This window comes from Conexibacter arvalis (assembly GCF_014199525.1).
GTDB classification, from domain to species: domain Bacteria; phylum Actinomycetota; class Thermoleophilia; order Solirubrobacterales; family Solirubrobacteraceae; genus Conexibacter; species Conexibacter arvalis.
On the sequence record NZ_JACHNU010000001.1, the window covers coordinates 929,095 to 952,901 of the forward strand.

22 protein-coding genes and 1 riboswitch are annotated in these 23,807 nt (G+C 76.6%); of the genes, 8 read left to right on the top strand and 14 right to left on the bottom strand.

All coding sequences use genetic code 11. From position 1 onward, the window contains the following. Positions 1 to 10: 10 nt before the first annotated feature. The 5 genes from BDZ31_RS04405 to BDZ31_RS04425 form a co-directional block, all read right to left on the bottom strand. Complete coding sequence (locus BDZ31_RS04405) at positions 11 to 1,048, bottom strand: FecCD family ABC transporter permease (RefSeq protein ID WP_425492722.1); 1,038 nt, start codon at positions 1,046 to 1,048, stop codon at positions 11 to 13. A gap of 125 nt (positions 1,049 to 1,173) precedes the next feature. After that, the gene (locus BDZ31_RS04410) at positions 1,174 to 2,028 is read right to left on the bottom strand and encodes a class I SAM-dependent methyltransferase (protein ID WP_183339365.1); all 855 of its coding nucleotides are present in this window, start codon (positions 2,026 to 2,028) and stop codon (positions 1,174 to 1,176) included. Beyond that, the gene (locus BDZ31_RS04415) at positions 2,025 to 3,095 is read right to left on the bottom strand and encodes an ABC transporter substrate-binding protein (RefSeq protein WP_343075518.1); all 1,071 of its coding nucleotides are present in this window, start codon (positions 3,093 to 3,095) and stop codon (positions 2,025 to 2,027) included. The genes BDZ31_RS04410 and BDZ31_RS04415 overlap by 4 nt, the downstream gene beginning before the upstream one ends. A gap of 72 nt (positions 3,096 to 3,167) precedes the next feature. Then, a riboswitch (cobalamin riboswitch) is annotated at positions 3,168 to 3,351 on the bottom strand. Positions 3,352 to 3,418: 67 nt separating this feature from the next. Continuing rightward, complete coding sequence (gene nagA, locus BDZ31_RS04420; protein ID WP_183339367.1) at positions 3,419 to 4,579, bottom strand: N-acetylglucosamine-6-phosphate deacetylase; 1,161 nt, start codon at positions 4,577 to 4,579, stop codon at positions 3,419 to 3,421. 4 nt (positions 4,580 to 4,583) lie between these two features. Further along, positions 4,584 to 5,705 (bottom strand): ABC transporter substrate-binding protein, encoded by a 1,122-nt coding sequence (locus BDZ31_RS04425; protein ID WP_183339369.1) that lies wholly within the window; start codon positions 5,703 to 5,705, stop codon positions 4,584 to 4,586. A 171-nt stretch (positions 5,706 to 5,876) separates the two neighbouring features. On the opposite strand from BDZ31_RS04425, the gene BDZ31_RS04430 reads away from it, so the two are divergent. Together BDZ31_RS04430 and BDZ31_RS04435 are read left to right on the top strand one after the other, a co-directional pair. Further along, positions 5,877 to 6,644, top strand: a complete 768-nt coding sequence (locus BDZ31_RS04430; protein ID WP_183339371.1) for a GntR family transcriptional regulator — start codon at positions 5,877 to 5,879, stop codon at positions 6,642 to 6,644. 113 nt (positions 6,645 to 6,757) lie between these two features. After that, positions 6,758 to 8,089: a dihydrolipoyl dehydrogenase family protein gene (locus BDZ31_RS04435; RefSeq protein WP_183339373.1), complete on the top strand. Its 1,332-nt coding sequence runs from the start codon at positions 6,758 to 6,760 to the stop codon at positions 8,087 to 8,089. Positions 8,090 to 8,112: 23 nt separating this feature from the next. On the opposite strand, the gene BDZ31_RS04440 is transcribed toward BDZ31_RS04435, so the two are convergent. Then, positions 8,113 to 9,315 (bottom strand): low temperature requirement protein A, encoded by a 1,203-nt coding sequence (locus BDZ31_RS04440; RefSeq protein ID WP_183339375.1) that lies wholly within the window; start codon positions 9,313 to 9,315, stop codon positions 8,113 to 8,115. Then, complete coding sequence (locus BDZ31_RS04445; RefSeq protein ID WP_183339377.1) at positions 9,312 to 11,426, bottom strand: heavy metal translocating P-type ATPase; 2,115 nt, start codon at positions 11,424 to 11,426, stop codon at positions 9,312 to 9,314. Before BDZ31_RS04445 ends, BDZ31_RS04440 begins: the two co-directional genes overlap by 4 nt. 100 nt (positions 11,427 to 11,526) lie before the next feature. Between BDZ31_RS04445 and BDZ31_RS04450 the strand changes: the two genes are divergently transcribed. From BDZ31_RS04450 to BDZ31_RS04460, 3 genes are all read left to right on the top strand, one after another. Next, positions 11,527 to 12,888, top strand: coding sequence for a proline dehydrogenase family protein (locus tag BDZ31_RS04450; RefSeq protein ID WP_183339379.1), 1,362 nt, complete (start codon positions 11,527 to 11,529; stop codon positions 12,886 to 12,888). Positions 12,889 to 12,952: 64 nt separating this feature from the next. Next, positions 12,953 to 14,521 carry an aldehyde dehydrogenase family protein gene (locus BDZ31_RS04455; RefSeq protein ID WP_183339381.1) on the top strand — a complete coding sequence of 523 codons (1,569 nt, stop codon included), beginning with the start codon at positions 12,953 to 12,955 and terminating at the stop codon, positions 14,519 to 14,521. A gap of 50 nt (positions 14,522 to 14,571) precedes the next feature. After that, entirely contained in the window at positions 14,572 to 15,672 is a 1,101-nt protein-coding gene (locus BDZ31_RS04460) for a glycerate kinase (RefSeq protein ID WP_183339383.1), read from the top strand. Positions 15,673 to 15,748: 76 nt separating this feature from the next. On the opposite strand, the gene BDZ31_RS04465 is transcribed toward BDZ31_RS04460, so the two are convergent. Next, positions 15,749 to 16,219 carry a pyridoxamine 5'-phosphate oxidase family protein gene (locus BDZ31_RS04465; RefSeq protein WP_183339385.1) on the bottom strand — a complete coding sequence of 157 codons (471 nt, stop codon included), beginning with the start codon at positions 16,217 to 16,219 and terminating at the stop codon, positions 15,749 to 15,751. A 133-nt stretch (positions 16,220 to 16,352) separates the two neighbouring features. Here BDZ31_RS04465 and BDZ31_RS04470 point away from each other — a divergent pair, with 133 nt between their 5' ends. Next, positions 16,353 to 17,297, top strand: a complete 945-nt coding sequence (locus tag BDZ31_RS04470) for a helix-turn-helix transcriptional regulator (RefSeq protein WP_183339387.1) — start codon at positions 16,353 to 16,355, stop codon at positions 17,295 to 17,297. Between the two features lie 155 nt (positions 17,298 to 17,452). On the opposite strand, the gene BDZ31_RS04475 is transcribed toward BDZ31_RS04470, so the two are convergent. After that, complete coding sequence (locus BDZ31_RS04475; protein WP_183339389.1) at positions 17,453 to 18,283, bottom strand: META domain-containing protein; 831 nt, start codon at positions 18,281 to 18,283, stop codon at positions 17,453 to 17,455. Between the two features lie 129 nt (positions 18,284 to 18,412). Continuing rightward, positions 18,413 to 19,243, bottom strand: coding sequence for a hypothetical protein (locus BDZ31_RS04480; protein ID WP_183339391.1), 831 nt, complete (start codon positions 19,241 to 19,243; stop codon positions 18,413 to 18,415). Positions 19,244 to 19,352: 109 nt separating this feature from the next. Between BDZ31_RS04480 and BDZ31_RS04485 the strand changes: the two genes are divergently transcribed. After that, positions 19,353 to 20,105 carry an SDR family NAD(P)-dependent oxidoreductase gene (locus BDZ31_RS04485; protein WP_183339393.1) on the top strand — a complete coding sequence of 251 codons (753 nt, stop codon included), beginning with the start codon at positions 19,353 to 19,355 and terminating at the stop codon, positions 20,103 to 20,105. Positions 20,106 to 20,116: 11 nt separating this feature from the next. On the opposite strand, the gene BDZ31_RS04490 is transcribed toward BDZ31_RS04485, so the two are convergent. Continuing rightward, complete coding sequence (locus BDZ31_RS04490) at positions 20,117 to 20,575, bottom strand: SRPBCC family protein (RefSeq protein ID WP_183339395.1); 459 nt, start codon at positions 20,573 to 20,575, stop codon at positions 20,117 to 20,119. A gap of 211 nt (positions 20,576 to 20,786) precedes the next feature. Continuing rightward, positions 20,787 to 21,566, bottom strand: coding sequence for a polysaccharide deacetylase family protein (locus BDZ31_RS04495; RefSeq protein ID WP_183339397.1), 780 nt, complete (start codon positions 21,564 to 21,566; stop codon positions 20,787 to 20,789). Positions 21,567 to 21,752: 186 nt separating this feature from the next. Between BDZ31_RS04495 and BDZ31_RS04500 the strand changes: the two genes are divergently transcribed. Next, the gene (locus tag BDZ31_RS04500) at positions 21,753 to 22,004 is read left to right on the top strand and encodes a hypothetical protein (RefSeq protein ID WP_183339399.1); all 252 of its coding nucleotides are present in this window, start codon (positions 21,753 to 21,755) and stop codon (positions 22,002 to 22,004) included. Positions 22,005 to 22,075: 71 nt separating this feature from the next. On the opposite strand, the gene BDZ31_RS04505 is transcribed toward BDZ31_RS04500, so the two are convergent. Next, positions 22,076 to 23,257: an oxidoreductase gene (locus BDZ31_RS04505; RefSeq protein ID WP_183339401.1), complete on the bottom strand. Its 1,182-nt coding sequence runs from the start codon at positions 23,255 to 23,257 to the stop codon at positions 22,076 to 22,078. After that, positions 23,254 to 23,790, bottom strand: coding sequence for a GNAT family N-acetyltransferase (locus BDZ31_RS04510; RefSeq protein ID WP_183339403.1), 537 nt, complete (start codon positions 23,788 to 23,790; stop codon positions 23,254 to 23,256). The genes BDZ31_RS04505 and BDZ31_RS04510 overlap by 4 nt, the downstream gene beginning before the upstream one ends. Between the last annotated feature and the right edge of the window lie 17 nt (positions 23,791 to 23,807).

Sequence of the window (23,807 nt, forward strand, 5' to 3'; positions counted from 1 at the left end):
CCCGCTCGGCTCACGCCGCCCGCCCCCGACGCGCGAGGATCAACGCGAAGGCCGGCACGCCGAGCAGCGCCGTGACGACCCCGACCGGCAGCTCCTGCGGCTCGAACAGCGTGCGCGCCGCGGTGTCGACCCAGACGAGGAAGATCGCGCCGGCGAGCGCCGTGATCGGCAGCAGCCGGCGGTGGACCGGGCCGACGAGGATCCGCGCGGCATGCGGCAGCACCAGGCCGACGAAGCCGATCGCGCCGGCCGCGCTCACCAGCACGGCGGCCAGCAGCGCCGTCGTCGCGAGCAGGAGCGCCCGCACCCGCCGCACCGCGACGCCGAGCGTGGCGGCCGCGTCCTCGCCGAAGGCGAAGGCGTCGAGGGCGTCGGCCTGCGTCAGGCACAGCGCGAGGCCGAGCGCGCAGACCGCGCCGCACAGCGCCACGTCGCCCCAGCCGGCGCCGCCGAGCGAGCCGAGCAGCCAGAACAGCACGCCGCGCGTCTGCTCCGCGTCGGCCGAGGAGAAGACGACGAAGGTCGTCACCGCCGCGAACAGCTGGGTGCCCGCGACGCCGGCGAGCACGACCCGGTCGGGGCCGCCGCCGGCGGCCGCGGCCAGCGCCAGGACGAGCGCGAAGGCGGCGAGCGCGCCGGCGAAGGCGCCGCCCGAGAGCGCGATCGCGCCGCCGCCGACGCCCGCGACGACGACCAGCACCGCGCCGGTCGAGGCGCCGGAGGAGATCCCGAGCACGAACGGGTCGGCGAGCGGGTTGCGCAGCAGCGACTGGAGGATCGCGCCGCAGATCGCCAGCCCGGCGCCGCAGACCGCCGCCAGCAGCGTGCGCGGCAGGCGCAGCTCCCAGACGATCCCCTCCTCGATCCGCGTCACGCCGGCGTCGCCGAGGCCGAGCTGCTGGGCGACGACCGCGTAGACGTCGCGCAGCGCGAGGTCGGCCGGGCCGATCGTGATCGCGACCGCGATCGACAGCAGCAGCGCCGCCGCGCCCGCGGCGCCGAGCAGCCACGGGCGCGCGGCGCCGCCGCCGGCCGCGCGCCCCCGCAGGCCGCCGCCGGCCCGGCCGCGCAGGCCGCTGGCGACGCTCCGGCCGCGCCACCGCGGCTCACGGCCAGCCGGATCCGGCGCCTGCGACGGCGCCGCGGGATCGGGCTGGGGCGGCGCCGTCGCGCTCACTTCACGCCGAGCACGACGTAGTCGTCGAGCAGCTGCCACGCCGTGCCCGCCTCGGCGAAGCCGGCCTGTGCCAGCGCCGCGACGTGGAAGTCGACGGCGGTCGGCGGCGGCGACGGGCGGCCGTCGAAGCGGCGGTCGCGCTCGGCCGCCAGCAGCTCCGCGCCCGGCCGTGCCCGCGCCGCCGCCCACCACGCATCCCACGTCGGCGCGCCGGCGGCGTGCGCGCGCCGCTGCGTCGCCTCGTCGTGGATCGCGGCGAACCGCCGCAGCGCCGGCGAGCGGCTGTCGAAGCGGAAGTGGTCGCCGTTCAGCAGCACGCCGCCGTCGCGCAGCAGCGTCGCCGCCTCGGCGTAGACGCGCACGAGCTGGTCGGGCGCGAGCCAGTGGAGCGCCGTCGTCGAGACGAAGGCGTCGGGGGTCTCGCCGCCGAGCGCGTCGCGCACGAGCGCCGGCCATCCCTCTGCGGCGAGGTCGGCGTCGAGCAGCGTCAGGCGGTCGCCGTGGAGCGGGTCGAACGCGCGCGAGGCGAGGTCGAGCAGCAGCGGGTCGTGGTCGACGCCGAGCACCCGCGCGCCTGGCAGCGCGTCGAGCACGCGGGCGCTCAGCGAGCCCGGCCCGCAGGCGAGGTCGACGACCAGCGGCGCCGGTCCGCAGGCCAGCTCCAGCAGCTCGACGACGATCCGGAAGCGCCCCTCGCGATCGGCGATGTACGCCGCCTGCTGCTCGTCCCAAGCGGCGAGCAGGCCGGCGGGGGTGGAGAGGTCGGCGGTGGCGTGCGGTGCGGCGGCGGGCGGTGCGGCGGCGGGCGGTGCGGCGGCCGGCGGTGCGGCGGCCGGGTCGAGCGCGGTCATCTGCCCGCCACCCCCAGTCTGCGCAGCCCGGCGGCGACCGTCTCGATCGCGTCGACGTTGCGCAGCGACGGATCCATGTCGGAGCCGGCGAGCACGACGTACCGTCTCTCGCGCACCGCCGTCAGCCGCTTCGCGACCGGGTCGCGCTCGAGGAACCTGATCTTCGCCTCGGCGCTGTCGCCCTCGTCGCCGCGCGTCAGGTCGGCGAGCACGAGCACGTCGGGATCGCGGTCGAGGATCGCCTCCCACGAGATCTCCGGCCACAGCTGTCTGTTGTCGGCGAAGGCGTTGTCGGCGCCGAGCGCGCGCGTGACGATCCCGGGCGCGCCGCAGCAGCCGGCGATGTACGGCGCCTTCGTCGCCGAGTACCACCACATCAGCGAGACCCCCTCGGCGTCGAGGCCGTCGGCCGCTCTCGCCTGGCGCGCTCTCAGCGACTCAACCAGCCGCTCGCCGCGCTCGGCCACGCCGAAGATCCGCGCGAGGTCGCCGATCTCGGCGTAGAGGTCGTCGAGCGTCAGCTCGTCCTCCTGCGTCGCCTCCTGCCCGCCGCACTCCGACGCCGACTGGTAGGTCGGCACGCCGAGGCGCTCGAAGCGGTCGCGCGGGGCGACGCCCTCGTCGGTGAACGACCAGTCGAAGGTCGCGTAGACGAAGTCGGGATCGTCCTTCAACACCCGCTCGAAGGAGGGGAAGTCCCGGCTGATCACCGGCACCTTCGCGTTCTCCTCCGCCAGGCTCGGCAGCACCGGGTCGTTCCACGACGCGCTGCCGGCGAGCCGGTCGGCGAGTCCGAGCGTCAGCAGCAGCTCGGTCGCCGGCTGGTTGATCGAGATCGCCCGCTCCGGCGGCGCCTCGACGACCACCTCGCGGCCGCAGTTCTCCAGCCGCACCGGGAAGCCGGCGTCGGATGGCGCGGCGGCGGTCGCCGCGGCCTTTGCGCCGGCGGTGGTCGTGCCGGCGGCGGTCGCGGAGGGCGCGTCCGAGGATCCGCAGCCGGCGAGCGGGATCGCCGCGAGCGCGGCGGCGAGGGACAGGAGGGGGACGGTGCGAGCGCGCTTGGACACGCGGTGCCTTTCGATCTGGGACCCGATCGCGGAGCCCGTTGGACGATCCGGCACGACGGCGCAGGGGATGCGCCGGCGGGCCGCAAGCCAGCAGGTCTTCGGGCTCGGGATCGTCCGGCCGGAGCGCCTTCCCGGTCCCCTCGCGGGGCCAGTGGCCGATGCTCCGCCCGTCCCCCATACCGCTGCGCGTCAGCTCCGGCTTCTCACCGGATTCCCTGACCCACGGGTGGGTGCGACTGGCTCGCGCGGCACCTTAGCGGAAGTCGCGCAGTGCGCACGCCCGCGGCGCGCCATCCGCCCCCGAGCGCGAGCTCGTCGCCGAGCTATGCGAGCGGCCGCGCCCAGACGCCGCGCGCCAGGACGCCCGCGAGCGCGAGGTCGTCGCCGAGCACCACGAGGTCGGCGTCGCGGCCGGGCGCGATCGAGCCCTTGCGGTCGGCGATCCCGAGCAGCTGCGCCGGGGTCGTCGCGGCCATGCGCGCGGCCTGCTCGACCGGCACGCCGCAGAACGCGACCGCGTTGCGCAGCGCGCCCTCCATCGTCAGCGCCGCCCCGGCGATCGTCTCCGCGCCCGCCAGGGTCGCGCGGCCGCCGGCGACCGCGATCGCCCGCCCGCCGAGACGGTAGTCGCCGTCGGGAAGCCCGGTCGCCTCGATCGCGTCGGTCACCAGCAGCGTCCGCTCCGCGCCCTTCAACCGCTGCAGCAGCCGCACCATCACGGGGTCGACGTGGACGCCGTCGGCGATCACCTCGCAGGCGAGCGCGGGGAGGTCGAGCGCGGCCGCGAGCAGGCCGGGGTCGCGATGGTGGAGCGGGCGCATCGCGTTGAAGGCGTGCGTGACGGCGCGCGCGCCGGCCGCGACCGCCCGCTCGACCTCGGCGTAGCTGGCGTCGCTGTGGCCGAGCGCGACGAGCGCGCCGGCGTCGCGCAGCCGCGCGATCAGCGCGAGCGCGCCCGGCAGCTCCGGCGCGATCGTCATCGAGCGGACGGGCCCGGCCGCCAGCAGCGCGTCGAGCGCCGCGGCGTCGGGGTCGAGGAATGCGGCGCCGTCCATCGCGCCCGGCCAGCGCGCGCTCAGGAACGGCCCTTCGAGGTGGGCGCCGAGCACCTCCGCGACCCCGTCGAGCGGCGCGGCGTGCGCGACCTCGATCGCCTCCAGCGCGCCGACCAGCTCGTCGACCGGCGCGGCGACCGTGCTCGCCAGCAGCGCGGTCGTCCCGTGCGCGGCGTGGAAGCGCGCCGCCGCGCGCACCTCGTCGGGATCGGTCGTGTTGAACTGCGCCCCGCCGCCGCCGTGGACGTGGAGGTCGACGAAGCCGGGCAGCAGCCAGCGGTCGGCGAGGTCGACGACCTCCGCGGCCCCGCCGCCCGCGCCGTCGACCTCCGCCACCGCCGCGATCCGCCCGGCGCGCACGACGACGTCGGCGGCGCGGACGCCGCCGGGCGTGACGACGCGCCCGCCGCGCAGGATCAGGTCGCCCATCGGCTCATCTGATCCCGGCCGCAGCGCATGCCTCTCTGTAGGCGTCGGTGCAGATCTGCTCCGCCGTCGCGAACCCGTCTCTGACGATCGTCTCCTGGATGTTGCCTCTCGTGATCACGATCGTGTCGAGCAGGACCGCCGGGACTCTTCTGGAGCCGCCGTTGTCGACCTCGGTCGTCGTGATCGGCGGCAGCTCCTCGCCTCTCGCCAGCGGGACGGCCAGCTCGGCCGCGGTCGAGGCGATCTCGTTGATCGGCTGGTAGACGGTCATCAGCTGGTCGCCGGCGAGGATCCGCTGGAGCGCCGCGACCTCGGCATCCTGACCGGTCACCGGCACGCGCGCCGGGTCGATCCCGTTCGCTCTCATCGCCGCGATCACGCCGCCGGCCATGCCGTCGTTGGCGGAGTAGACGCCGTCGAAGCCGTCTCTGCCCTCACTCGCGATCGCCTGCTCCATCTCCGTCTGCGCTCTGTCCGGGCTCCAGTCCGGGGTGTCGTACTCCTTCACGACCTCGACGCCGGCGCGGTCGAGCACGTCGTGGGCGCCCTCCTTGTACGGCGCCGAGTTGGAGTCGGTCGGCGAGCCGTTGATCATCACGATCCGGGCGCCGTCGCCGCCGTCGGGCAGCGCTCTCAGCAGCGCCTCGCCCTGCTGCTGGCCGACTTCGAAGGGGTCGATCGAGACATACGCGTCGAGGTCGGCGTCGGCGATCAGGCGCGCGTAGCTGACGACCGGCACGTCCTGCGCTCTGGCGGCGTTGGCGATCGCGGCGGCCGACTTGACGTCGACGGCGTCGACGACGAGCACGTTCGCGCCGTTGGTGATCGCCTGCTCGGCCTGCTGCTGCTGCTTGGCCGGGTCCTGCTCGGCGTTGGCGTAGAGCACCTCGCAGTCGGGGCAGAGCTCTCTGACCTTCTCGGTGAAGCGCGGCCGGTCCTGGTTCTCGTAGCGCGTCGTCTTGCTCTCCGGCAGCAGCAGCGCGACCTTCGGCGCCTCGCCGCCGCCACCGCCACCGCCGCTCGCGCCCGTCGTCGCGCCGCCGTCGTCGTCGCCGCCGCATGCGCCGGCGCCCACCGCCAGCGCGGCGGCGAGCGCCAGCGCGGCGCTCGTGCGGATGATCGACATACCCCACGCTCCCATCCGGTCGTTGCAAGCCGGCCGCCCCGCGCGTCGAGGGGCGACGCTGCCGCGAACGTAGCTCGCTGGACTAGACCAGTCAAACGGTCGAGTGCGCGCGGTGACACGGCCGCTCGCGGGGGTTCGCCGATCCGACGCGGCTGCTGGTATACACCACGCATGAAGCGCGCCCGCAGCCGACCGCCGTCTCCGCCGTCCGTCGAGGAGCTCGCCCCGCTCGACCGCTCGGCGCCGAAGGGCGCCCAGCTGCGCGCGGCGCTGGAGCAGCTGATGGCGGGCCTCGGCGCCGGCGCGCTGCTGCCGTCGGAGCGGATGCTGGCCGAGCGCTTCGGCGTCGCGCGGATGACCGTCCGGCGTGAGCTCGACCGTCTCTGCGCCGACGGTCTCGCCTACCGCGTCGAGCGCCAGGGGACCTTCGTCGCGGAGCGGCCGATCGTCCAGTCCGACGCGCTCTCCTCCTTCAGCGAGGACATCCTCGCGCGCGGCATGACCCCGGGCGGCACCGTGCTCGCGCAGGAGGTCGTGAAGGCGCCGGACGCCGTCGCCGCCGCGCTCGAGCGGCCGCCGGGCGTGCCGGTCGTGCTGATCCACCGCGTGCGTACCGCCGACGGCGTCCCGCTCGCGGTCGAATGGGCCCACCTGCCGGCCGACGACTTCCCGCTGCTGGAGCGCGCCGCGCTCGACGACCGCTCGCTCTACCGTCTGCTGCGCCGCAGATACGGCGTCGCCTTCGGCGAGGCGACCCAGCGCGCCAGCGCCGTCGCGCTGACGGAGGAGGAGGCGCGGCTGCTGGAGACCGCGCCCGGGGCGCCGGCCTTCCTCTTCCGCCGCGTCACCCGCCGCGTCAGCGGCCGCGTGATCGAGTCGGCCCGGTCGCTCTACCGCGGCGACCGCTACGAGATCGACATGCACCAGCGGCCGCGCTGACCAGCCACGTCTGGCCCACACGGATATGAGCGCAGGTCTGTGGGTCTCAGCGACCAGCAGACCTGCACAGTGCGCCGCGTGACGCCGCTGCGGGCGCGGGTACGCTCGCCCGCATGGAGCGATTCGACTGCGTGGTGATCGGGGCGGGGCCGGGCGGCCGGGCGGTCGCGCCGGTGCTCGCCGGGGCCGGCTGGAGGGTGGCGGTCGTCGAGGCCGAGCTGGTCGGCGGCGAGTGCCCGTACTGGGCGTGCATCCCCTCCAAGACGCTGCTGCGGCCCGGCGACCTGCGCAGCGAGGCCCGCCGCGCGCCCGGCGTCGGCGAGCCGTCGCTCGACTGGGACGCCGTGCGCGACTACCGCGACTACATGGTCTCCGGACTCGACGACGCGAGCAAGGCGCAGGCGCTCGAGGCGAGAGGCGTCGTGCTCGTGCGCGGCGAGGCGCGCGTCGCGGAGCCCGGCCTGGTTGTCGTCGGCGAGCGCGAGCTGCGCTGCCGCGAGATCGTGATCGCCAGCGGCTCGCGCGCGGTCGTGCCGGAGCTGCACGGGCTCCAGCGCGGGCGCGTCTGGACCAGCCGCGAGGTGACGACGCTGCGCGAGGTGCCCGGCTCGGCGATCGTCGTCGGCGCCGGGCCGGTCGGGATCGAATGCGCGCAGTACCTCGCCGAGCTCGGCAGCACGGTGACGTTGATGGGCCGCTCGCCGCGGCTGCTCCGGCGCGAGGACCCGGAGGTCTCCGAGCACGTCTTCGACCTGCTGAGAGCGCATGGCGTCGAGGTCCGCACGCGCGCCGCCGTCGCCGCCGTCACCCACGACGACGCCGGCGCGCAGGTGCGGACCGACGACGGCGGCCTCCACCACTCCGAGCGGCTTGTCGTCGCGACCGGCCGCGCCCCGCGCGTCGAGGGGCTCGAGGGCGCCGGCGTCACGCTCGACGAGCGTGGCGCGATCGCCGTCGACGAGCGCTGCCGCGCCGCGGAGGGGATCTGGGCGGTCGGCGACGTGACGGGCGTCGCGCCGTTCACCCACGTCGCCAGCTACCAGGGCCGCGTCGCCGTCGCCAACCTGCTCGGCGGCGACGCACGGGCCGACTACCGCGCGATCCCGCGTGTCGTCTTCGGCTCTCCCGAGGTCGCCGCCGTCGGGCTGACGGCCGCGCGGGCGGAGGAGGCGGGGATCGCGACCGAGTCGGCCCACCTGCCGCTGCGCGACGCCGACCGCGCCGAGATCTATGGCACCGACCTCGCCGGCGGCGTCGGCCTGCGCGTCGACCGCGACCGCGGCGTCGTCGTCGGCGCGTGGGCGGTCGGCCCGCACGCCGGCGAGTGGATCCACACCGCGGCGCTCGCCGTCAAGGCCGAGCTGCCGGTCGCGGTGCTGCGCGACTTCGTGCCGCAGTTCCCGACCTTCGACGAGCTGTGGTCGCAGGCGGCGCGGGCGCTGTGAGCGGCTGAGCGGATCGGCGCCGCTCACGCGGCGCCGAGGTCGAGCCGCTCCAGCGGGCTTGGCTCTCCGCGCGCGCGGCGGCGCCGTCCGGTGACCTGCTCGGCGACGATCACGGCCACGACGATCGCGAGCACGAGCGCGGCCAGCGCGAGCCCGTCGAGGTCGCGGCCGAGCAGGCCGGCGAGCAGGCAGGCGAGCGCGCCGCCGAGCCGCTTCCGGCTGAGCGAGCCGGCCATCCGCAGGCGGAAGAGGACGTGGCCGAGCAGGTAGATCGCCGGGCCGCCGGCGACGACGGCGACCTCGGCGTCCGGCAGCGCCTCGGTCGGGTGGGCGATCGTCAGCTCGTCGCCGACCGCAGAGACGATCACGCCCGCGACGAGCACGACGTGCAGGTAGGTGTAGCCGTCGCGCGCCAGCTGCGTCCGGTTCGGCGCAAGCTCCAGCCGCCGCTCGGCGATCCGCGCGACGTAGTCGAAGTACAGCCACCACAGCGCCGCCGTCGTCAGGAAGGCGACCGCGAAGGCGAGCACGCGGCTCGTCGTCAGCTCCAGGTCGGAGGTCGTCGCGCCGGTCAGCACGATCGTCTCGCCGAGCGCGATGATCACGAACAGCTGGAAGCGCTCGGCGAAGTGGGTGACGCTGACGTTCCACGCCTCCGGCGTCACCCGTCTCATCCCCGGCACCAGATACGTGACGCGCGGGGCGCCGTAGTCGATCGCGAGCGCGACCAGCCACAAAGCCGTCCGCGTCGACCCGTCGGCCAGCGCGCCGGCGATCCAGAAGACCCCCGCGGCGCAGAACCAGATCAGGATCCGGCTCGCGCGCATCCGCTCGGGCGTGCCGCGGCCGGCGGCGGCGAACGTGAGGAAGAGATGGCGGCCGACCTGGATCGCGACGTAGGAGCCGGCGAACAGCAGCGCGCGGTCGCCGAACGCCTCCGGGATCGCGACCGCCATCAGCAGCGACGCCAGCATCAGCGCGATCATCAGCAGCCGCACGACCCCCGACTCGGGATCGAGCTCGTTCGTCACCCACGTCGTGTAGTTCCACGACCACCAGACGACGAGCAGCACCAGCGCCGACTGCCCGAGGCCGGTCCAGTCGAGGTCTCTCAGCAGCAGGTGCGAGACCTGCGTGACGGCGAAGACGAAGACGAGGTCGTAGAACAGCTCCAGCGTCGTCGACCGCTGCTCGTGCGGGTCGCCGACGCGCTGGAAGCGGCTCATCCCCGGCCGCTCCCCGCGCACGCCGCGACCGCGCGGTCTCCGCCGACCGCCTCCGGCGAGAGGTCGAGCGAGCGCAGCAGCTGCGCGTTGAGCGCGACGACGATCGTCGAGACGCTCATCAGCACCGCGCCGACCGCCATCGGGAGCACGAACCCCGCCCACGCCAGCACGCCGGCGGCGAGCGGGATCGCGACGAGGTTGTAGCCGGCCGCCCACCAGAGGTTCTGGATCATCTTGCGGTAGGTCGCCGCCGACAGACGGCGCACGGCGGCGACCGCGCGCGGGTCGTCGGAGGCGAGCACGATCCCGGCCGACTCGATCGCGACGTCGGTGCCGGCGCCGATCGCGATCCCGACGTCGGCGCGCGCCAGCGCCGGCGCGTCGTTGACGCCGTCGCCGACCATCGCGACCGCCTGGCCGCCGGCCTGCAGCCGCTCGACGGCGCCGTCCTTGTCCTCCGGCAGCACCTCGGCGAAGACGTGGTCGATCCCGAGGTCGCGCGCGACCGCCTCGGCGACCGCGCGCGCGTCGCCGGTGATCATCGCGACCGCGACGCCGTCGCGCCGCAGCGCGGCGACCGCCTGCCGCGACTCCGGCCGCACGCGGTCCTCGAGCGCCAGCGCTCCGACGACGGCACCGTCGCGCACGACGCTCAGCACCGCCGCGCCGCGCTCCTCCCAGCGCACGATCTCCTCGCGCAGCGCGGCCGGCTGGGAGAGCCCGCGCTCGCGCAGCAGCGCCGGCCCGCCGACCGCGACCGCCGCGCCGTCGACCCGCGCCGCGACGCCGCGGCCGGCGGTCGCGCTGAAGTCGTGCGCCGGCGGCGGGTCGAGGCCGCGGTCATGCGCCGCCGCGACGATCGCGCGCGCGAGCGGGTGCTCGCTGTCGGTCTCGACCGCCGCGGCGAGCGCCAGCAGCGCGGCGTCGGAGTCGCCAGCGCCCGCGCCGCCCGCACCCGCGCCGTCCATGCCCGCGTCGCCCGCGCCCGCGCCGTCGAGGGCCGCCACGTCGGCGACGACGTGGCGGCCCTCGGTCAGCGTGCCGGTCTTGTCGAACAGCACCTCGCCGACGACCCGCATCCGCTCCAGCGAGAGGCGGTCCTTGACGAGGATCCCGGCGCGCGCCGCCTTCGCCGTCGCGATCGAGGTGACGAGCGGGATCGCCAGGCCGAGCGCATGCGGGCAGGCGATGATGAGGACGGTGACGGCGCGCTCGACCGCCGCCTCCGGCTCGCCGAGCAGCGACCAGACGAGCGCCGTCGCGGCCGCGGCGGCGAGCGCGACCCAGAACAGCAGCGCGGCGGCGCGGTCGGCGAGCGCCTGCGTGCGGGAGCGCGACTCCTGCGCCTCGGCGACCAGCCGCTGGATCCCGGCGAGCGCGGTGTCCTCGCCGACGGCGTCGACCCGCACGCGCAGCGCCCCGCCGGCGACCGTCGCGGAGGCGACGACCCGCTCGCCGGCCGCGCGCTCGACCGGGCGCGACTCGCCGGTCAGCGTCGACTCGTCGATCTCGGCGCTGCCCTCGGCGATCGTGCCGTCGGCCGGGACCGCGGCGCCGGGGCGGACGAGCACGACGTCGCCGACGCGCAGGTCGGCGATCGGGACCGTCTCGACGGCGCCGTCGTCGCCGACCCGCTCGGCCTCGTCGGGCAGCAGCGCCGCGAGCGCGGCGAGCGCCCCCTGCGCCTGCCCGATCGCGCGCATCTCCATCCAGTGGCCGAGCAGCATGATGTCGATCAGCAGCGCCAGCTCCCACCACACCTCGACGTCGAACAGGTCGAGGCTGGCGGCCATGCTGCTGGCCCAGGCGACCGTGATCGCCATCCCGATCAGGAGCATCATCCCCGGCCGGCGGGCGCGCAGCTCGCCCCACCCGCCGACGAGGAACGGCTGTCCGCCGTAGAGGAAGATCGCGCTCCCGAACAGCGGCGAGACGACCCCCTCGCCGTCGAACATCGGCGGCATGAAGCCGAGCCACTCCTGCAGGTGGTGGCTGTAGAGCAGGACCGGGACGGTCAGCGCGAGCGACAGCCAGAAGCGGTCGCGGAACTGCGCTGCGTGGTCATGGTGATCCACACCCCGGGTCCTACCCGGCGACCGGACCTGTGTCATCCAACTGCTGCTCAGCGACAGCTGGATGACAGAGGTCCGGAGCCGCGGCGGGCGGGCCCGCGGGCTGGGCCGGCTCGGCGGGCGGCGCTACCTTCACCGTATGAGCGCGCTCGACGGTGAGATCGCCGTCTGGGGACGGCGGCTCGCCGGCCCGGCGCGCCCCAGCGCGCGCGACCGCGCGACGGCGCTGCTGAGCCGCGATCCGGCGCTGCGCGCCGCCCTCTTCCGGGTCGTCGACGTCGCGCCGGCCTGCGACGGCCCCGGCGAGCTCGCCGACCATCTCGCCGCGTACCTGGAGGAGGCCGCGCGCCCGCGCGGCGGGGGAGCGCCGGCGGGATCGGACGCGGGCTCGCGGCTCGCGCCCGTGCTCGCTGCGGCGGGCGCGCGCGTCGCCGGCTCGCGCGCCGGCCGCGTTCCGGCGGGCGTCGCGGCGCGGCTGGCGGTGCGGGCGACGGCGCGCCGCTTCATTGCCGGCGCGACCCCGGCCGCCGCGGCGCCTGAGCTCGGGCGGCTGTGGAGCGCGGGGATCGCGAGCACGGTCGACCTGCTCGGCGAGGCGACCGTCACCGCCGCCGAGGGGCGCGCCTACGCGGCCCGCTGCGCCGACGCGCTCGACACGCTCGCCGCGACCGCCGCGCGCTGGCCGCCGGCCCCGCTGCTCGAGGCCGACGCCGCCGGCCCGCTGCCCCGCGCGAGCCTGTCGGTGAAGGTGACGGCGCTGACGCCGCTGGTGCGGCCGGCCGCTCCCGAGCGCGGCCGCGCCGACGCCGCGGACGCGCTGCGCGACCTGCTGCGCCGCGCCCGCGACCACGGCGCCCACCTCCACGTCGACATGGAGTCGCTCGACGCCCGCGAGCTGGTGCTCGAGCTCGCGCTGGAGCTGCTCTCCGAGCGCGAGTTCCGCGACGGCCCGTCGGCCGGGATCGTCGTGCAGGCCTACCTGCGCGACAGCGAGCAGCAGGTCGACCGCGTGCTGGCGTGGGCGCGCGCCGCCGACCGCTCGGCGTCGCTGACGGTGCGGCTGGTGAAGGGCGCCTACTGGGACCAGGAGACGATCGAGGCGCTCCACCGCGGCTGGACGCCGCCGGTGTGGTCGCGCAAGGGCGACAGCGACCGCTGCTTCGAGCGGATCGTCCCGCGCCTGCTCGCCGCCTTCCCCGCGGTCCGCACCGCGGTCGCCACCCACAACCTGCGCTCGGTCGCGCACGCGATCGTCGCGGCCCGCCGCGCCGGGCTCGCGCCGGCCGACCTCGAGCTGCAGGTGCTGCGCGGCCTCGGCGACGAGCTGGCCGCGGCGCTCGCGGCGGAGCGGCTGCGCGTGCGCGCGTACTGCCCCGTCGGCGACCTCGTCGCCGGGATGGCCTACCTCGTCCGGCGGCTGCTGGAGAACACCGCCAACGACTCGTTCCTCGCGACGCGCGCGACCGGCGCGGCGCTCGACCGGCTGCTGGAGGCGCCGTGAGCGCGCCGCGCCGACAGCCGCGCGGAGCGCCCCGCCGTCCGGCGACGGGAGGGCGGCGGACGCCATGAGCGCCCCCTTCCGCAACGAGCCGCTGCTGGAGCTGCGCCGCGCGAGCGTCCGCGACGAGCTGCGCGGCGCGCTCGCGGCGCTCGACGCGCGGCTGCCGCTGGAGGTGCCGGTCGCGATCGGCGGCGAGCGCCGCCACGCACCGGTGCTCGACTCGGTCGATCCCGGGCGGCCGGAGCGGGTCGTCGCGCGCGCGACCGTCGCGACCGGCGCCGACGTCGACGCCGCCGTCGCGATCGCCGCGCAGGCGGTCGGCGCGTGGCGCGACGCGCCGGCAGGCGAGCGGGCGGCGGTGCTGGCGCGGGCCGCCGGCGAGCTGCGCGGCCGCCGCCGCGAGCTGGCGGCGCTGTGCGTGCGCGAGGTCGGCAAGCCATGGCCGGAGGCCGACGCCGACGTCGCCGAGGCGATCGACTTCCTCGAGTTCTACGGGCGCCAGGCGGTCGCGCTGGAGGCGCGCGCCGAGCTGGAGCAGCTGCCGGGGGAGCGCAACACGCTGCGCCACCGCGGCCGCGGCGTCGCGGCGGTGATCGCGCCGTGGAACTTCCCGCTGGCGATCGCGACCGGCATGACCGCCGCCGCGCTGGCGGCCGGCAACGCGGCGCTGCTGAAGCCGGCCGAGCAGTCGCCCGGCTGCGCGCTGGCGCTGGCGCAGGCGCTCGAGCGCGCCGGGCTGCCGGCCGGGCTGTTCGCGCTGCTGCCCGGCGCCGGCGAGGTCGGCGCCGCGCTCGTCCGCCATCCCGGCGTCCACACGATCGCGTTCACCGGCTCGGGCGCGGTCGGGCTGGAGATCGTCGAGCGGGCGGCACGGGTCGCGCCGGGCCAGCGCCACCTGAAGCGCGTCGTCGCCGAGATGGGCGGCAAGAACTGCACGCTCGTCGACCGCGACGCCGACCTCGACGACGCGGTGCCGGCGCTGCTCGCCTCGGCCTTCGGCTACGCCGGGCAGAAGTGCTCGGCGACGGCGCGCGCGCTCGTCCACGAGCGGCTCCACGCGCCGCTGCTGGAGCGCCTTCGCGGCGCGCTCGACACGCTCTCCGTCGGGCCGGCCGACGACTTCGCCAGCGACCTCGGTCCGCTGATCGAGGCCGACGCCCGCGACCGCGTCGAGGGCGCGCTGCGCGACGCCGCGGCGGCCGGCGCGCGGGTCGACCGCACCGTCGGCGAGCTGCCCGACGACGGCTGGTTCGTCGCGCCGGCGGTCGTCGCCGGCGCTCCGGCCGACGGCGCCGTCGTGCGCGCGGAGCTGTTCGGACCGGTCCTCTCGGTCGAGCCGGTGCGCGGCATGGAGGAGGCGTGCGACCGCGTCGACGAGCAGTCGTACGCGCTGACCGGCGGCCTCTTCTCGCGCGACCCGCGCACGATCGAGCTCGTCAGCCGCCGCACGCCGGTCGGCAACCTCTACGTCAACCGCGGCACGACCGGCGCGATGGTCGCGCGCCAGCCGTTCGGCGGCAACCGCCTCTCCGGGACCGGGACGAAGGCCGGCGGCCCCGACTACCTGCTCCAGTTCATCGAGCCGGTCGTGATCTGCGAGAACACCGTCCGCCACGGGCTGACGTTCGGGTGAGGAGCGACCGCCGGGCCTGCCGCACGGCGACCGCGCTAGGGTGCCGCGCCGTGAGCGAACGGAACGGCGGGAACGAGCGAGGGCGGGTGCTGTGCGCCCCTGACAAGCTGCGCGGCGCGCTCGACGCGGCCGAGGCGGCGGCGGCGCTGGCGGCCGGCGCGCGGGCGGCGGGGGCGGCGGCGGTCGAGCTGCCGATCGCCGACGGCGGCGAGGGGACGCTCGACGCCTTCCGCGACGGGGCGACGCTCCATCGGGTCGCCGTCCACGACGCGCTCGGGCGGCCGCGCGAGGGGCGGATCGCCAAGCTCGACGACGTCGGCACGTTCCTGGTCGAGGCGGCCGAGGCGGTGCCGCTCCACGGCCTCGCCGAGCACGAGCGCGACGTCGAGCGGGCCTCCTCGCGCGGCGTCGGCGAGCTGATCGCGGCGGCGCTCGACCGCGGCGCGCGGCGGCTGCTGGTCGCCGTCGGCGGGACCGCGACGATGGACGGCGGCGCCGGCATGCTGCGCGCCCTCGGCGGCCGCTGCGCGAACGACGGCGCCGGCCTGCTCGCCGACCCGTCGGTCGACCTTAGCGGCGTCGACCCGCGCCTGGCCCAGGTCGAGCTCGAGCTGCTGGTCGACGTCGCCGCGCCGCTGACCGGTCCCGACGGCGCCGCCCGCCGCTTCGGCCCGCAGAAGGGCGCGACCGGCGCTCAGGTCGACGCGCTCGACACCGCTCACGGCCGCTGGGCCGAGGCGCTGGGGATCGACCCCGCGACGCCCGGCGCCGGCGCCGCCGGCGGCCTCGGCGCCGCGCTGCAGGCGCTCGGCGCCCGCACCGTCGCCGGCGCCGACGCCGTCCTCGACCTGAAGCGCTTCGACGCCCTGCTGGCCGGCTGCGACCTCTGCCTCGCCGCCGAGGGCTCGGTCGACCCCTCGACGCTCCAGGGCAAGGCGGTCGCCGCCGTCGTCGCCCGCTGCGCGCGGGCCGGCGTCCCGGTCGTCGTGCTCGGCGGCCGCGTCGAGGCCGAAGCCGCCGCCGAGCTGCGCCGCCGCGGCGCCCGCGACGTGCGCGCGATCGGCCCCGCCGACCGCCCGCTGGCGGCGGCGCTGGCGGCCGCCGGCGAGGAGCTGGAGGCGGCCGCCCGCGCCGCGGTCGCGGAGGCCTGAGCCGGACGAGCACCCGGCGCGCCGGCGCCGCCGCTCGCGCCGCCGCGCCGCCCGCGGCGACCGGCCGCCCGCGCCGCTACGCCCGCTCGACGACCCGCTCGCCGCCGTCGGGCGTCCAGATGCGGATCACGAGCGCTCTCCTGTCCGCTCGCAGCCCGACCAGCGAGACCTCGCTGAGGTCGAGACGGAAGAGGTGGGAAGGGCCGTCGGCGGCCGCCGCACCGTTGAGGCGGCGGACCGTCTCCTCGTCGGTGATCTCCTCGACGATGCCCGCGAGCTTCGCGTCGCCCTTCCAGTCGTCGGGCTCGTCGGAGCCGCTGTGGAGCGCGAAGCGCGGGTCGCGGCGCAGGTCTCTCGCCTTGCGCGCCTGCCACATCGAGCCGATCCACAGCTCGCCGTCGGCGAAGGTCGACTCGGTGCCGGAGATCCGCGGCGCGCCGTCGCGGCGCACCGTCGCGATCGTCTTGTGCGTGTGTGCGTCGAGCCGCTCGCGCACCTGCGCGGCGAGCGCGGGGGCGGCGGCCTCGAACTCGGACCATGAGGGCATCGGCCGATCGTCGCCGACGCCGGCGCCGCCGTCGAGCAGGAGGTCGAATTCGATCAAATGCGGCGACGCCCGCCCCGCGCGCCCGCGCCCCGTGGCGCCGCGCCAGCCGCGCGAGGCGGGAGGATGTGCGGCGATGGCCGACCGTCTGCGCGAGCTGATCGATCTCGTCCTCGCCTCGCTCGACGAGCCGGGGACCGACGGCCGCGCGCTCGCCGACCGCGCCCACTTCTCGCGCGACCACCTCGACCGCCTGCTGTCGGCGGCGACCGGCGAGACCCCGGTCGGGCTGCGCCGCCGCCTGCTGCTGGAGCGCGCCGCCTGGCAGCTGCGCGCCGCCGGCGCATCGGTCTCGGAGGCCGCGGCCGGCTCCGGATACGGCTCGCTGGCGGCCTTCTCGCGCGCCTTCACGCGCGCCTACGGCGTCGCTCCCCGCGGCTTCCCCGGCTCCGGTCGGCCGGTCGAGCTGGAGGCGCCGAACGGCATCCACTTCCATCCGCCTGCCGGCCTGCTGCTGCCGGCGCCGGGCGCCGCCGGCGGCGCCGCCGGCCGCGCCCGGCGCAGCCGCGACCTCGCCGACCGGCTCGTCACCCACCATCTCGACCGCGTCGACGAGCTGCTGCGGGCCGCCGCGGCCCTCCCGGCCGCCGAGCTGGCGCGACCGCTGCGCCCCGGCTTCGTCGCGGTCTGGTTCGAGGGCGAGGAGGCGAGCGCGGCGCTGATGGCGCAGCGGCTCGTGCGGACGCTCGAGGTGTGGGGCGCGGCGATCGCCGGCGAGCCGGAGCCGCAGCCGCGGCTCGACGACGCCGTGCCGCTGGAGCCGGCGGCGCTGCGCGCCCGCTTCCGACCGGCGGCGCGCGCCTTCGCGCGCCACGTCCGCGCGATCCGCGACCGCGGTGCGTGGGACGACGCCTTCGTCGACGCGCTCTGCGAGCCGCCGCAGGCGTTCACCTACGGCGGCGTCGTGGCGCACGTCGTCGAGTTCGGCGCGATCCGCCGCGAGATGCTCGCCTCGCTGCTCGCCGAGCTGGGCGCCGACGGCCTCTCCTCACCCGACGCGATTGTCTGGGAGCAGGGGTAGGGGCGGCGCCGGCGTTCGCTTCGCGCCGGCCGTTCCGCGCCGCGCGCGCCGGCGTTCGCTTCGCGCCGGCAGCTCCGCGGCACGCGCCCCGCGTTCGCTCCGCGCCGGCCGTTCCGCGGCACGCGCGCCCGCGTTCGCTCCGCGCCGGCCCGGTGCTACCGGCTGGCCGTGAAGACGAGCTGCCGGCCGTCCTTCGCGAGCACGAGCTTCGCGCCCTCGAAGGACGCCGCGACTCTGCCGTCGAGGATCGCGGTGACCGTCGCCTCAACCCTGTTCGTGGCCTCGTCGCAGGCCTTGCGCGTCAGCGCGATCGGGCCGAAGACGACGAAGCCTTCGCGCACCCGCGCGCTGCCGCCGCCGCCGTTGCAGCCCGCGAACAGCTCGACCGCGCCGTCCTCGCCGATCAGCAGCGTCGGTGCCGCGACGCCGGCCGGCACGCTCGACGCCGTCCCGTCGGAACCGCCCTCGGCGATCGTCTCCAGCGTCCACCTCGTGCCGGCGATCGGCGGCGGGTCGCTCGGGCGGTCGCGCTCGACCAGCTCGATCGCGGCGCCGTCGTCGCCGGTCAGCGTCAGCCGTCTGCCGTCGAGCGCGATCCGCGGATGCGAACCAAGGAGCGTGCGCATCCGCTCCTCCTGCCGCATCAACGCCGGCTCGCAACCCATCTCCGTCTGGAACAGCTCGTCCGCGATCAGGCGGCCGTCGGCGATCTCGTAGCGGCCGCCGATGCCGTTGCAGCCGGTCGAGGCCCCGAGCCGGCCGTCTCTGAACGCGATTCTCGCGTCGGACCCGGCGACCGGCGGAGCGCCGTCGATCCGCCGCGCGGCGAAGTCGCGTCCGTCGAGCTGGTCGGCGGTCGGAGGCGCCGCGGTCGTCGTCGTCGCCGGAAAGCTCCCGCCGGTGCTCGCCGCCCCGCCGTCGTCGCTGCTCCCGCAGCCGGCGAGCGCGGCCGCGACGAGCGCGACCATGATGCCGCTGCGCCACATGCCGGCGAGCATACCCGGCCCGCCTGCGCGCCTCCGGCGCATGCCCGCCGCCGACGCCCGCCTGCGCGCCCCGTCCACCTCCCGCGCATGCCCGCCGCCGACGCCCGCCCGCCCCCGCGGCCAGGCCCCTCACGGCCCCTGCGGCTGCTCCTCCTGCGGCGCCGCGCCGCCGACCGACGGCGGCGTCGCGGTCGTCGGCGCGGGCGTGGGGGCCGTCTCGGACGGCGCCGTGCGCGTGGCGGGCGCCTCCTGCTCGGTCGTCGGCGACGGCGTCTCCTGCTCGGTCGTCGGGCGATCGGCAGGCGGCGTCGTGGTCTGCTGCGGCGTCGTCTGCTCGGCCGGCGTCGTCGAGGTCGTCGCCGGTCTCTCGTCGCCGCCACCGCGCTGGCGCGGGGAGAAGAGCGAGCTGGAGCCGCCGCGCCCGGTGATCGCGCTGCCGGTCGTGAGGTCGGCGACGACGAAGAAGCCGACGGCGATCGCGAACGCCAGCGCGCCGGTCACGAGCGCCAGCCTGATCCGCCTGCGGTCCCAGCCGCGGTGGTCGCTGCGCGGGTACTCGTGGACGACCTCGCGGCCGGCCTCGGCGTCGGAGCGCCGCCCGTGCGCAGGTCGCTCATGCGTCGGATCGAGGGGCTCGGCCGGCTCGGGCACCGGCGGCGCGACCGGATGCTCGCGCGCCGACGCCGGCGGGCCGCCTCTGCCGCTCGGCCGCAGCGGCGCGAGCGCGGCGCTTGGGGAGGGGACGGCCTCGATCGGCTTGCGTACCAGCTCGGAGACGAGCGCGACGACGACCGGCGTGACCGCGGCGCCTATCAGGGTGCCGGGCGCCCACAGCGACGAGACGAGGAACGCGGCCGCGACCGACGCGACGCTCGCGACCGTCAGCGTCCGCCACGAGATGCGCGACTCGGCCGGCCCTTCCTGCCGTGCTCGCGACCGCTGCTCGCCCGATGCCTCCATTCCGCTCTCCTACCCGCGGCCCGCCGCGCGCCCGCGCCGGGGCGGCGATGAGTTCGGCGGGCTCGCGCGGTCTGATTCCCGAACGTTCCCGACGACAGGAGACGACCAGATGATGCTCGACGGCAAGCGGGCCGTGATCTACGGCGGCGGCGGCTCGATCGGCGGCGCGGTCGCGCGCGCCTTCGCGCGCGAAGGCGCGACCGTCTTCCTCGCCGGCCGCACGCAGGAGCCGCTCGACCGCGTCGCGGCCGACATCCGCGCCGCCGGCGGGCGGGCCGAGACGGCGCTGGTCGACGCGCTCGACGAGCGCGCGGTCGACGCCCACGCGGACGAGATCGCGGCCGGCGGCGGCATCGACGTCTCCCTCAACGTCGTCGCCCACGGCGACGTGCAGGGGACGCCGATGGCCGAGATGGCGGTCGACGACTACCTGCGGCCGGTCGAGACCGCGGTGCGGACCTCGTTCATCACCTGGCGCGCCGCGGCGCGCCACATGGCCAGCGACGGCGGCGGCACGATCCTCGTCTTCGGCGGCGACGGCGACCCGATGCGCGGCTACAGTCTCGGTGGGCTGCAGACCGCGTTCACGGCGCTGGAGTCGATGCGCCGCCAGCTGGCGATGGAGCTCGGGCCGCAGGGCGTCCGCGTCGTGACGCTGCGGACGGGCGGCGTGCCGGAGTCGATCCCCGCCAGCTTCGCCGGCCGCGAGGCGATCGAGCGGTCGATCACCGAGCTGACGATGCTCGGCCGCGCCGCGACCCTGGAGGACGTCGGCAACGCCGCCGTCTTCGCTGCCTCCGACTGGGCCCGCACGATGACGGCCGCGACGATCAACGTCAGCTGCGGAGCGCTGATCGACTGACCGCGAGCCGCTCAGCCGCCGGCCGCGAGCTCCCCTTCCAGCTCCCGCTTCAACGTCGCGCAGTCGGCGTCGAACTGGCGGCGGAGCCTGCGGGCGAGCAGCGGCTCCATCAGGCGCATCGCGCCGGTCGGCTGGCCGTGGGCGTGGAAGGAGAGATGGGTCGCGCTGCCGTCGCGCACCGGCGCGAAGTGCAGGTCGGCGTCGACCGGCAGCGCGCCCTCGACGACGTGCAGGTCGAAGCGCCGCGGCGGGTCGAAGGCGGCGACCACGACGAGCGAGCGCAGCTCGCGGCCGCCGGGGGCGCGGTGGACCTCGCGCAGCCGGGCGCCGAGCGCGACCGGTCCGCCGCCCTCGACCTCGGAGGAGACGGTGCCGGCCTGCCAGCTCGGCAGCTTCGCGGGATCGGTCGCGTAGGCGAAGACGTCGGCCGGCGGTCGCGCGATCTCGGTCTCGATCGTGAAGTCGATCATCCTCGCTCCCTCCTGCTGGTTGTCTCCAACCGCGGCCGAACGCATGCCTGCTGGGCACGCTAGGGCCGCAGGTCGATCACGACGCCGGCGTGGTCGGAAGGTCAGAGGCGCCCGATCGCCGTCGTCGACGTGCGGTTGAGCGGGTTGCGGCCGGTCACCCAACCCCACTTGCGCCCGTGCGGCCGCGGGGCTGGTGCGCGGCGTGGCGCGATCAGCCGGCCTGTGCGGCGGCCTCTGAGGCCAGCTCGGCGAAGGTCGGCGTCCACAGCCGCTCGGCGCGGCGCAGGCCGGCGACGAGATCGAGGCTCTCGACCAGCACGTCGAGCGCGTCGCGGCGCTCGAAGCGGTGAGCCGGCGGCGCGATCGCGAGCATCCCGCCCAGCGGCAGCGTCCGCCCGACCGCCGCCTGGAAGGCGAGGTGGAACGACGACGGGCTGGCGGCCTCATCACGCGCCACCGGGATCCGCACGAGCCCGTCGTCGCCGCGCGTCGGCCGGGCAGCCGGCGCGCCGCCGGGCAGCGCGACGTAGGCAGCCCCCGCCGCTCGCAGCGCATCGGCCGCGGCGTCGGTGGCGCCCGGGTGGCTGCTGCCGGGCGCGTCGGCGTCGGTGGCGCCCGCGTCGGCCGCACGCTCCTGGCGCGTGTCGGCGCTGCCGCCCGGCTCGCCGGCGCCGGCCGTGAGCAGCGCGCCGGCCGGTTGGGCGCCGGCGTCGCGCAGCGCGGCGAAGCCGTCGGCGAGCGCGTCCGGCTCGGTCGTGTCGGCGAGCAGGCCGACCTCGTTGGCCGACAGGTCGATCATCTCGAGCGCGAACGGCTCGGCCGTCGCGATCTCGGGCTCGACGAAGAAGGTGGCGTACAGCTGCCGGTCGCTCAGCACGCGCAGCAGCGTCGGCAGCGCCGGCGTCACGGGATGGTCGGGCGCCGGCGTCGCGAGCCCGGCGAAGGCGACCGCGACGGCGGCCGGACGGCGATCGGGGCCCCAGGGCGGCATCGCGCCGAAGCGTAGCGGCGACCGCGCGGCCCGCGTCGTCGCGGCCCTCGTCACGCGTCGCTCGCCGCGCCGCCGCTCCCCAGCCGCCGCTCGTCCCGCCGCTCGCCGCGCCGCCGCTCCCCACCCGCCGTTTGCCGGCGACGGCGTCGGGTAGCGGCTCGCAGATCCCCGCGAAAGGAGCACGCCATGGCCCGCTGCGAGGTCTGCGGCAACGACTACGACAAGCCGATCGAGATCACGGTCGCCGGCGCCCATCACGTCTTCGACTCGTTCGAGTGCGCGATCCATGCGATCGCGCCGCGCTGCGAGCACTGCGGCTGCGCCGTCATCGGCCACGGGACCGAGGCCGACGGCCACTTCTTCTGCTGCGCCCATTGCGCCTCGGAGAAGGGCTTCGCCCAGATGACCGACCGGGTCGACCAGCCCGCGCACGCCTGAGCCGAACCGATCAATGGCGTTCTGTACAGGCCATTCCTGTACGGACCGCCACTGATCGGATTCCGCGGCTGTCAGGAGGAGGGCGTCCAGGGGCCGAGCCGCTCCAGCAGCGGGCCGCGCCGCTCCATCGCCCAGCGCGCCTGCGGCGGCCACGAGGCCCACGCCTCGGCGGTCGCGCCGTCGCCACCGCCGTTCGCGCCGGCGCCGCTCGCGCGCAGCGCCGCCTCGGCATGCAGCGGCCAGTTGGGGTCGTCGAGGGCCGTGCGGCCGAGCGCGACGAGGTCGGCCTCGCCGTCGGCGACGATCGCCTCGGCGTGCGCCGGGTCGACCACCAGTCCGACCGCCATCGAGGCGACCCCGGCCTCCCGCCGGACGCGGGAGGCGTAGGGCACCTGGTAGCCGTAATGCTCGGGATGGGCGTAGCGCTTCCCGACGCCGCCCGAGGAGCAGTCGACCACATCGACGCCGACCGCCCCGAGCTCGCGCGCGAACGCGACCGTGTCGTCGGCGGTCGTGCCGGTCAGCTCGCCGTCGACCGCCGAGACGCGCGCGAACAGCGGTCTGTCGTCGGGCACCACGGCGCGCAGCTCGCGCACGATCTCGAGCGGCAGCCGCATGCGGCCGGCGAGGTCGCCGCCGTACTCGTCGTCGCGGTGATTTGCGAGCGGGGAGAGGAAGGCGTTCAGCAGATAGCCGTGGGCGCAGTGCAGCTCGATCACGTCGAAGCCGGCCGCCAGCGCCCGCCGGGCGGCGGCGACGAACGCGGCCTTCACCTCGGCGATCCCGTCACGGGTCAGCTCGGCCGGCTCCGGCCACCCCTCGACGGCGGCGCGCGCGCTCGCGGAGACCGTCGGCCACGCCGGCTCGCCGCGCGCGGCGTCGGCCTCGGTCAGCGGGCCGAAGCCCTGCCACGGCCGCTGCGTGCTCGCCTTCGGGCCGGCGTGGCCAAGCTGGATCCCCGCGGCGGCGCCGTACGATCTGATCAGCCGCGCGATCCGCGCCAGCGGCTCGATCTGCTCGTCGGACCAGATGCCGAGGTCGCCCGGCGTGATCCGCCCCTCCGGCACGACGGCGGTCGACTCGGCGATCACGAGGCCGAAGCCGCCCATCGCGAAGCGGCCGAGGTTGACGAGGTGATGGTCGCCGGGGAGGCCGTCGGTCGCCGAGTACTGGCACATCGGCGAGACGACGAGGCGGTTTCTGAGCGTGAGCCCGCGCAGCGTCAGCGGGCTGAGCAGGCGCGGCGCGCTCACGAGACGGCGATCCGGTAGAGGCGGTGGGGCAGCTCGACGACGGTCGTCTCGCCCTCGTAGGCGAAGCCGCAGCGCTCGATCGTCGCGACCGCCCGCGGGTTGAGGTCGGGCATCGCGAAGGCGACGACCGACTCGAGCCCGCGGATCGCGTGCGCGTGCGCGAGCGCGCTCGTGGTCACCTCGGCCGCGTAGCCGCGACCCCAGCGGTCGGGCGCGAGGATGAAGCCGGCCTCGACCTCGGCGCGCCCCGCGACGACGGTGTAGCTGAGCCCGACGTGGCCGACGATCTGCTCGCCGTCGCGCTCGCGGACGGTCCACGGCCCGAACCCGTGGGCCTCCCAGTGGGCGTCGTAGCGGGCAAGCCAGGCGTACGTCTGCTCGCGCGTGCGCGGACCGCCGAGGTGCGCCGGCCACATCGTGCGCGCGATCGCCTCGTCGGCGAACAGCGGCGCGAACGCGTCGAGCTCGCCCTCGGCGTCGCAGCGGGTCGCCACGAGCCGCTCGGTCTCGATCCGTTCAGGGAAGGCGGTCATCCGGTCCTCTCGTGTCA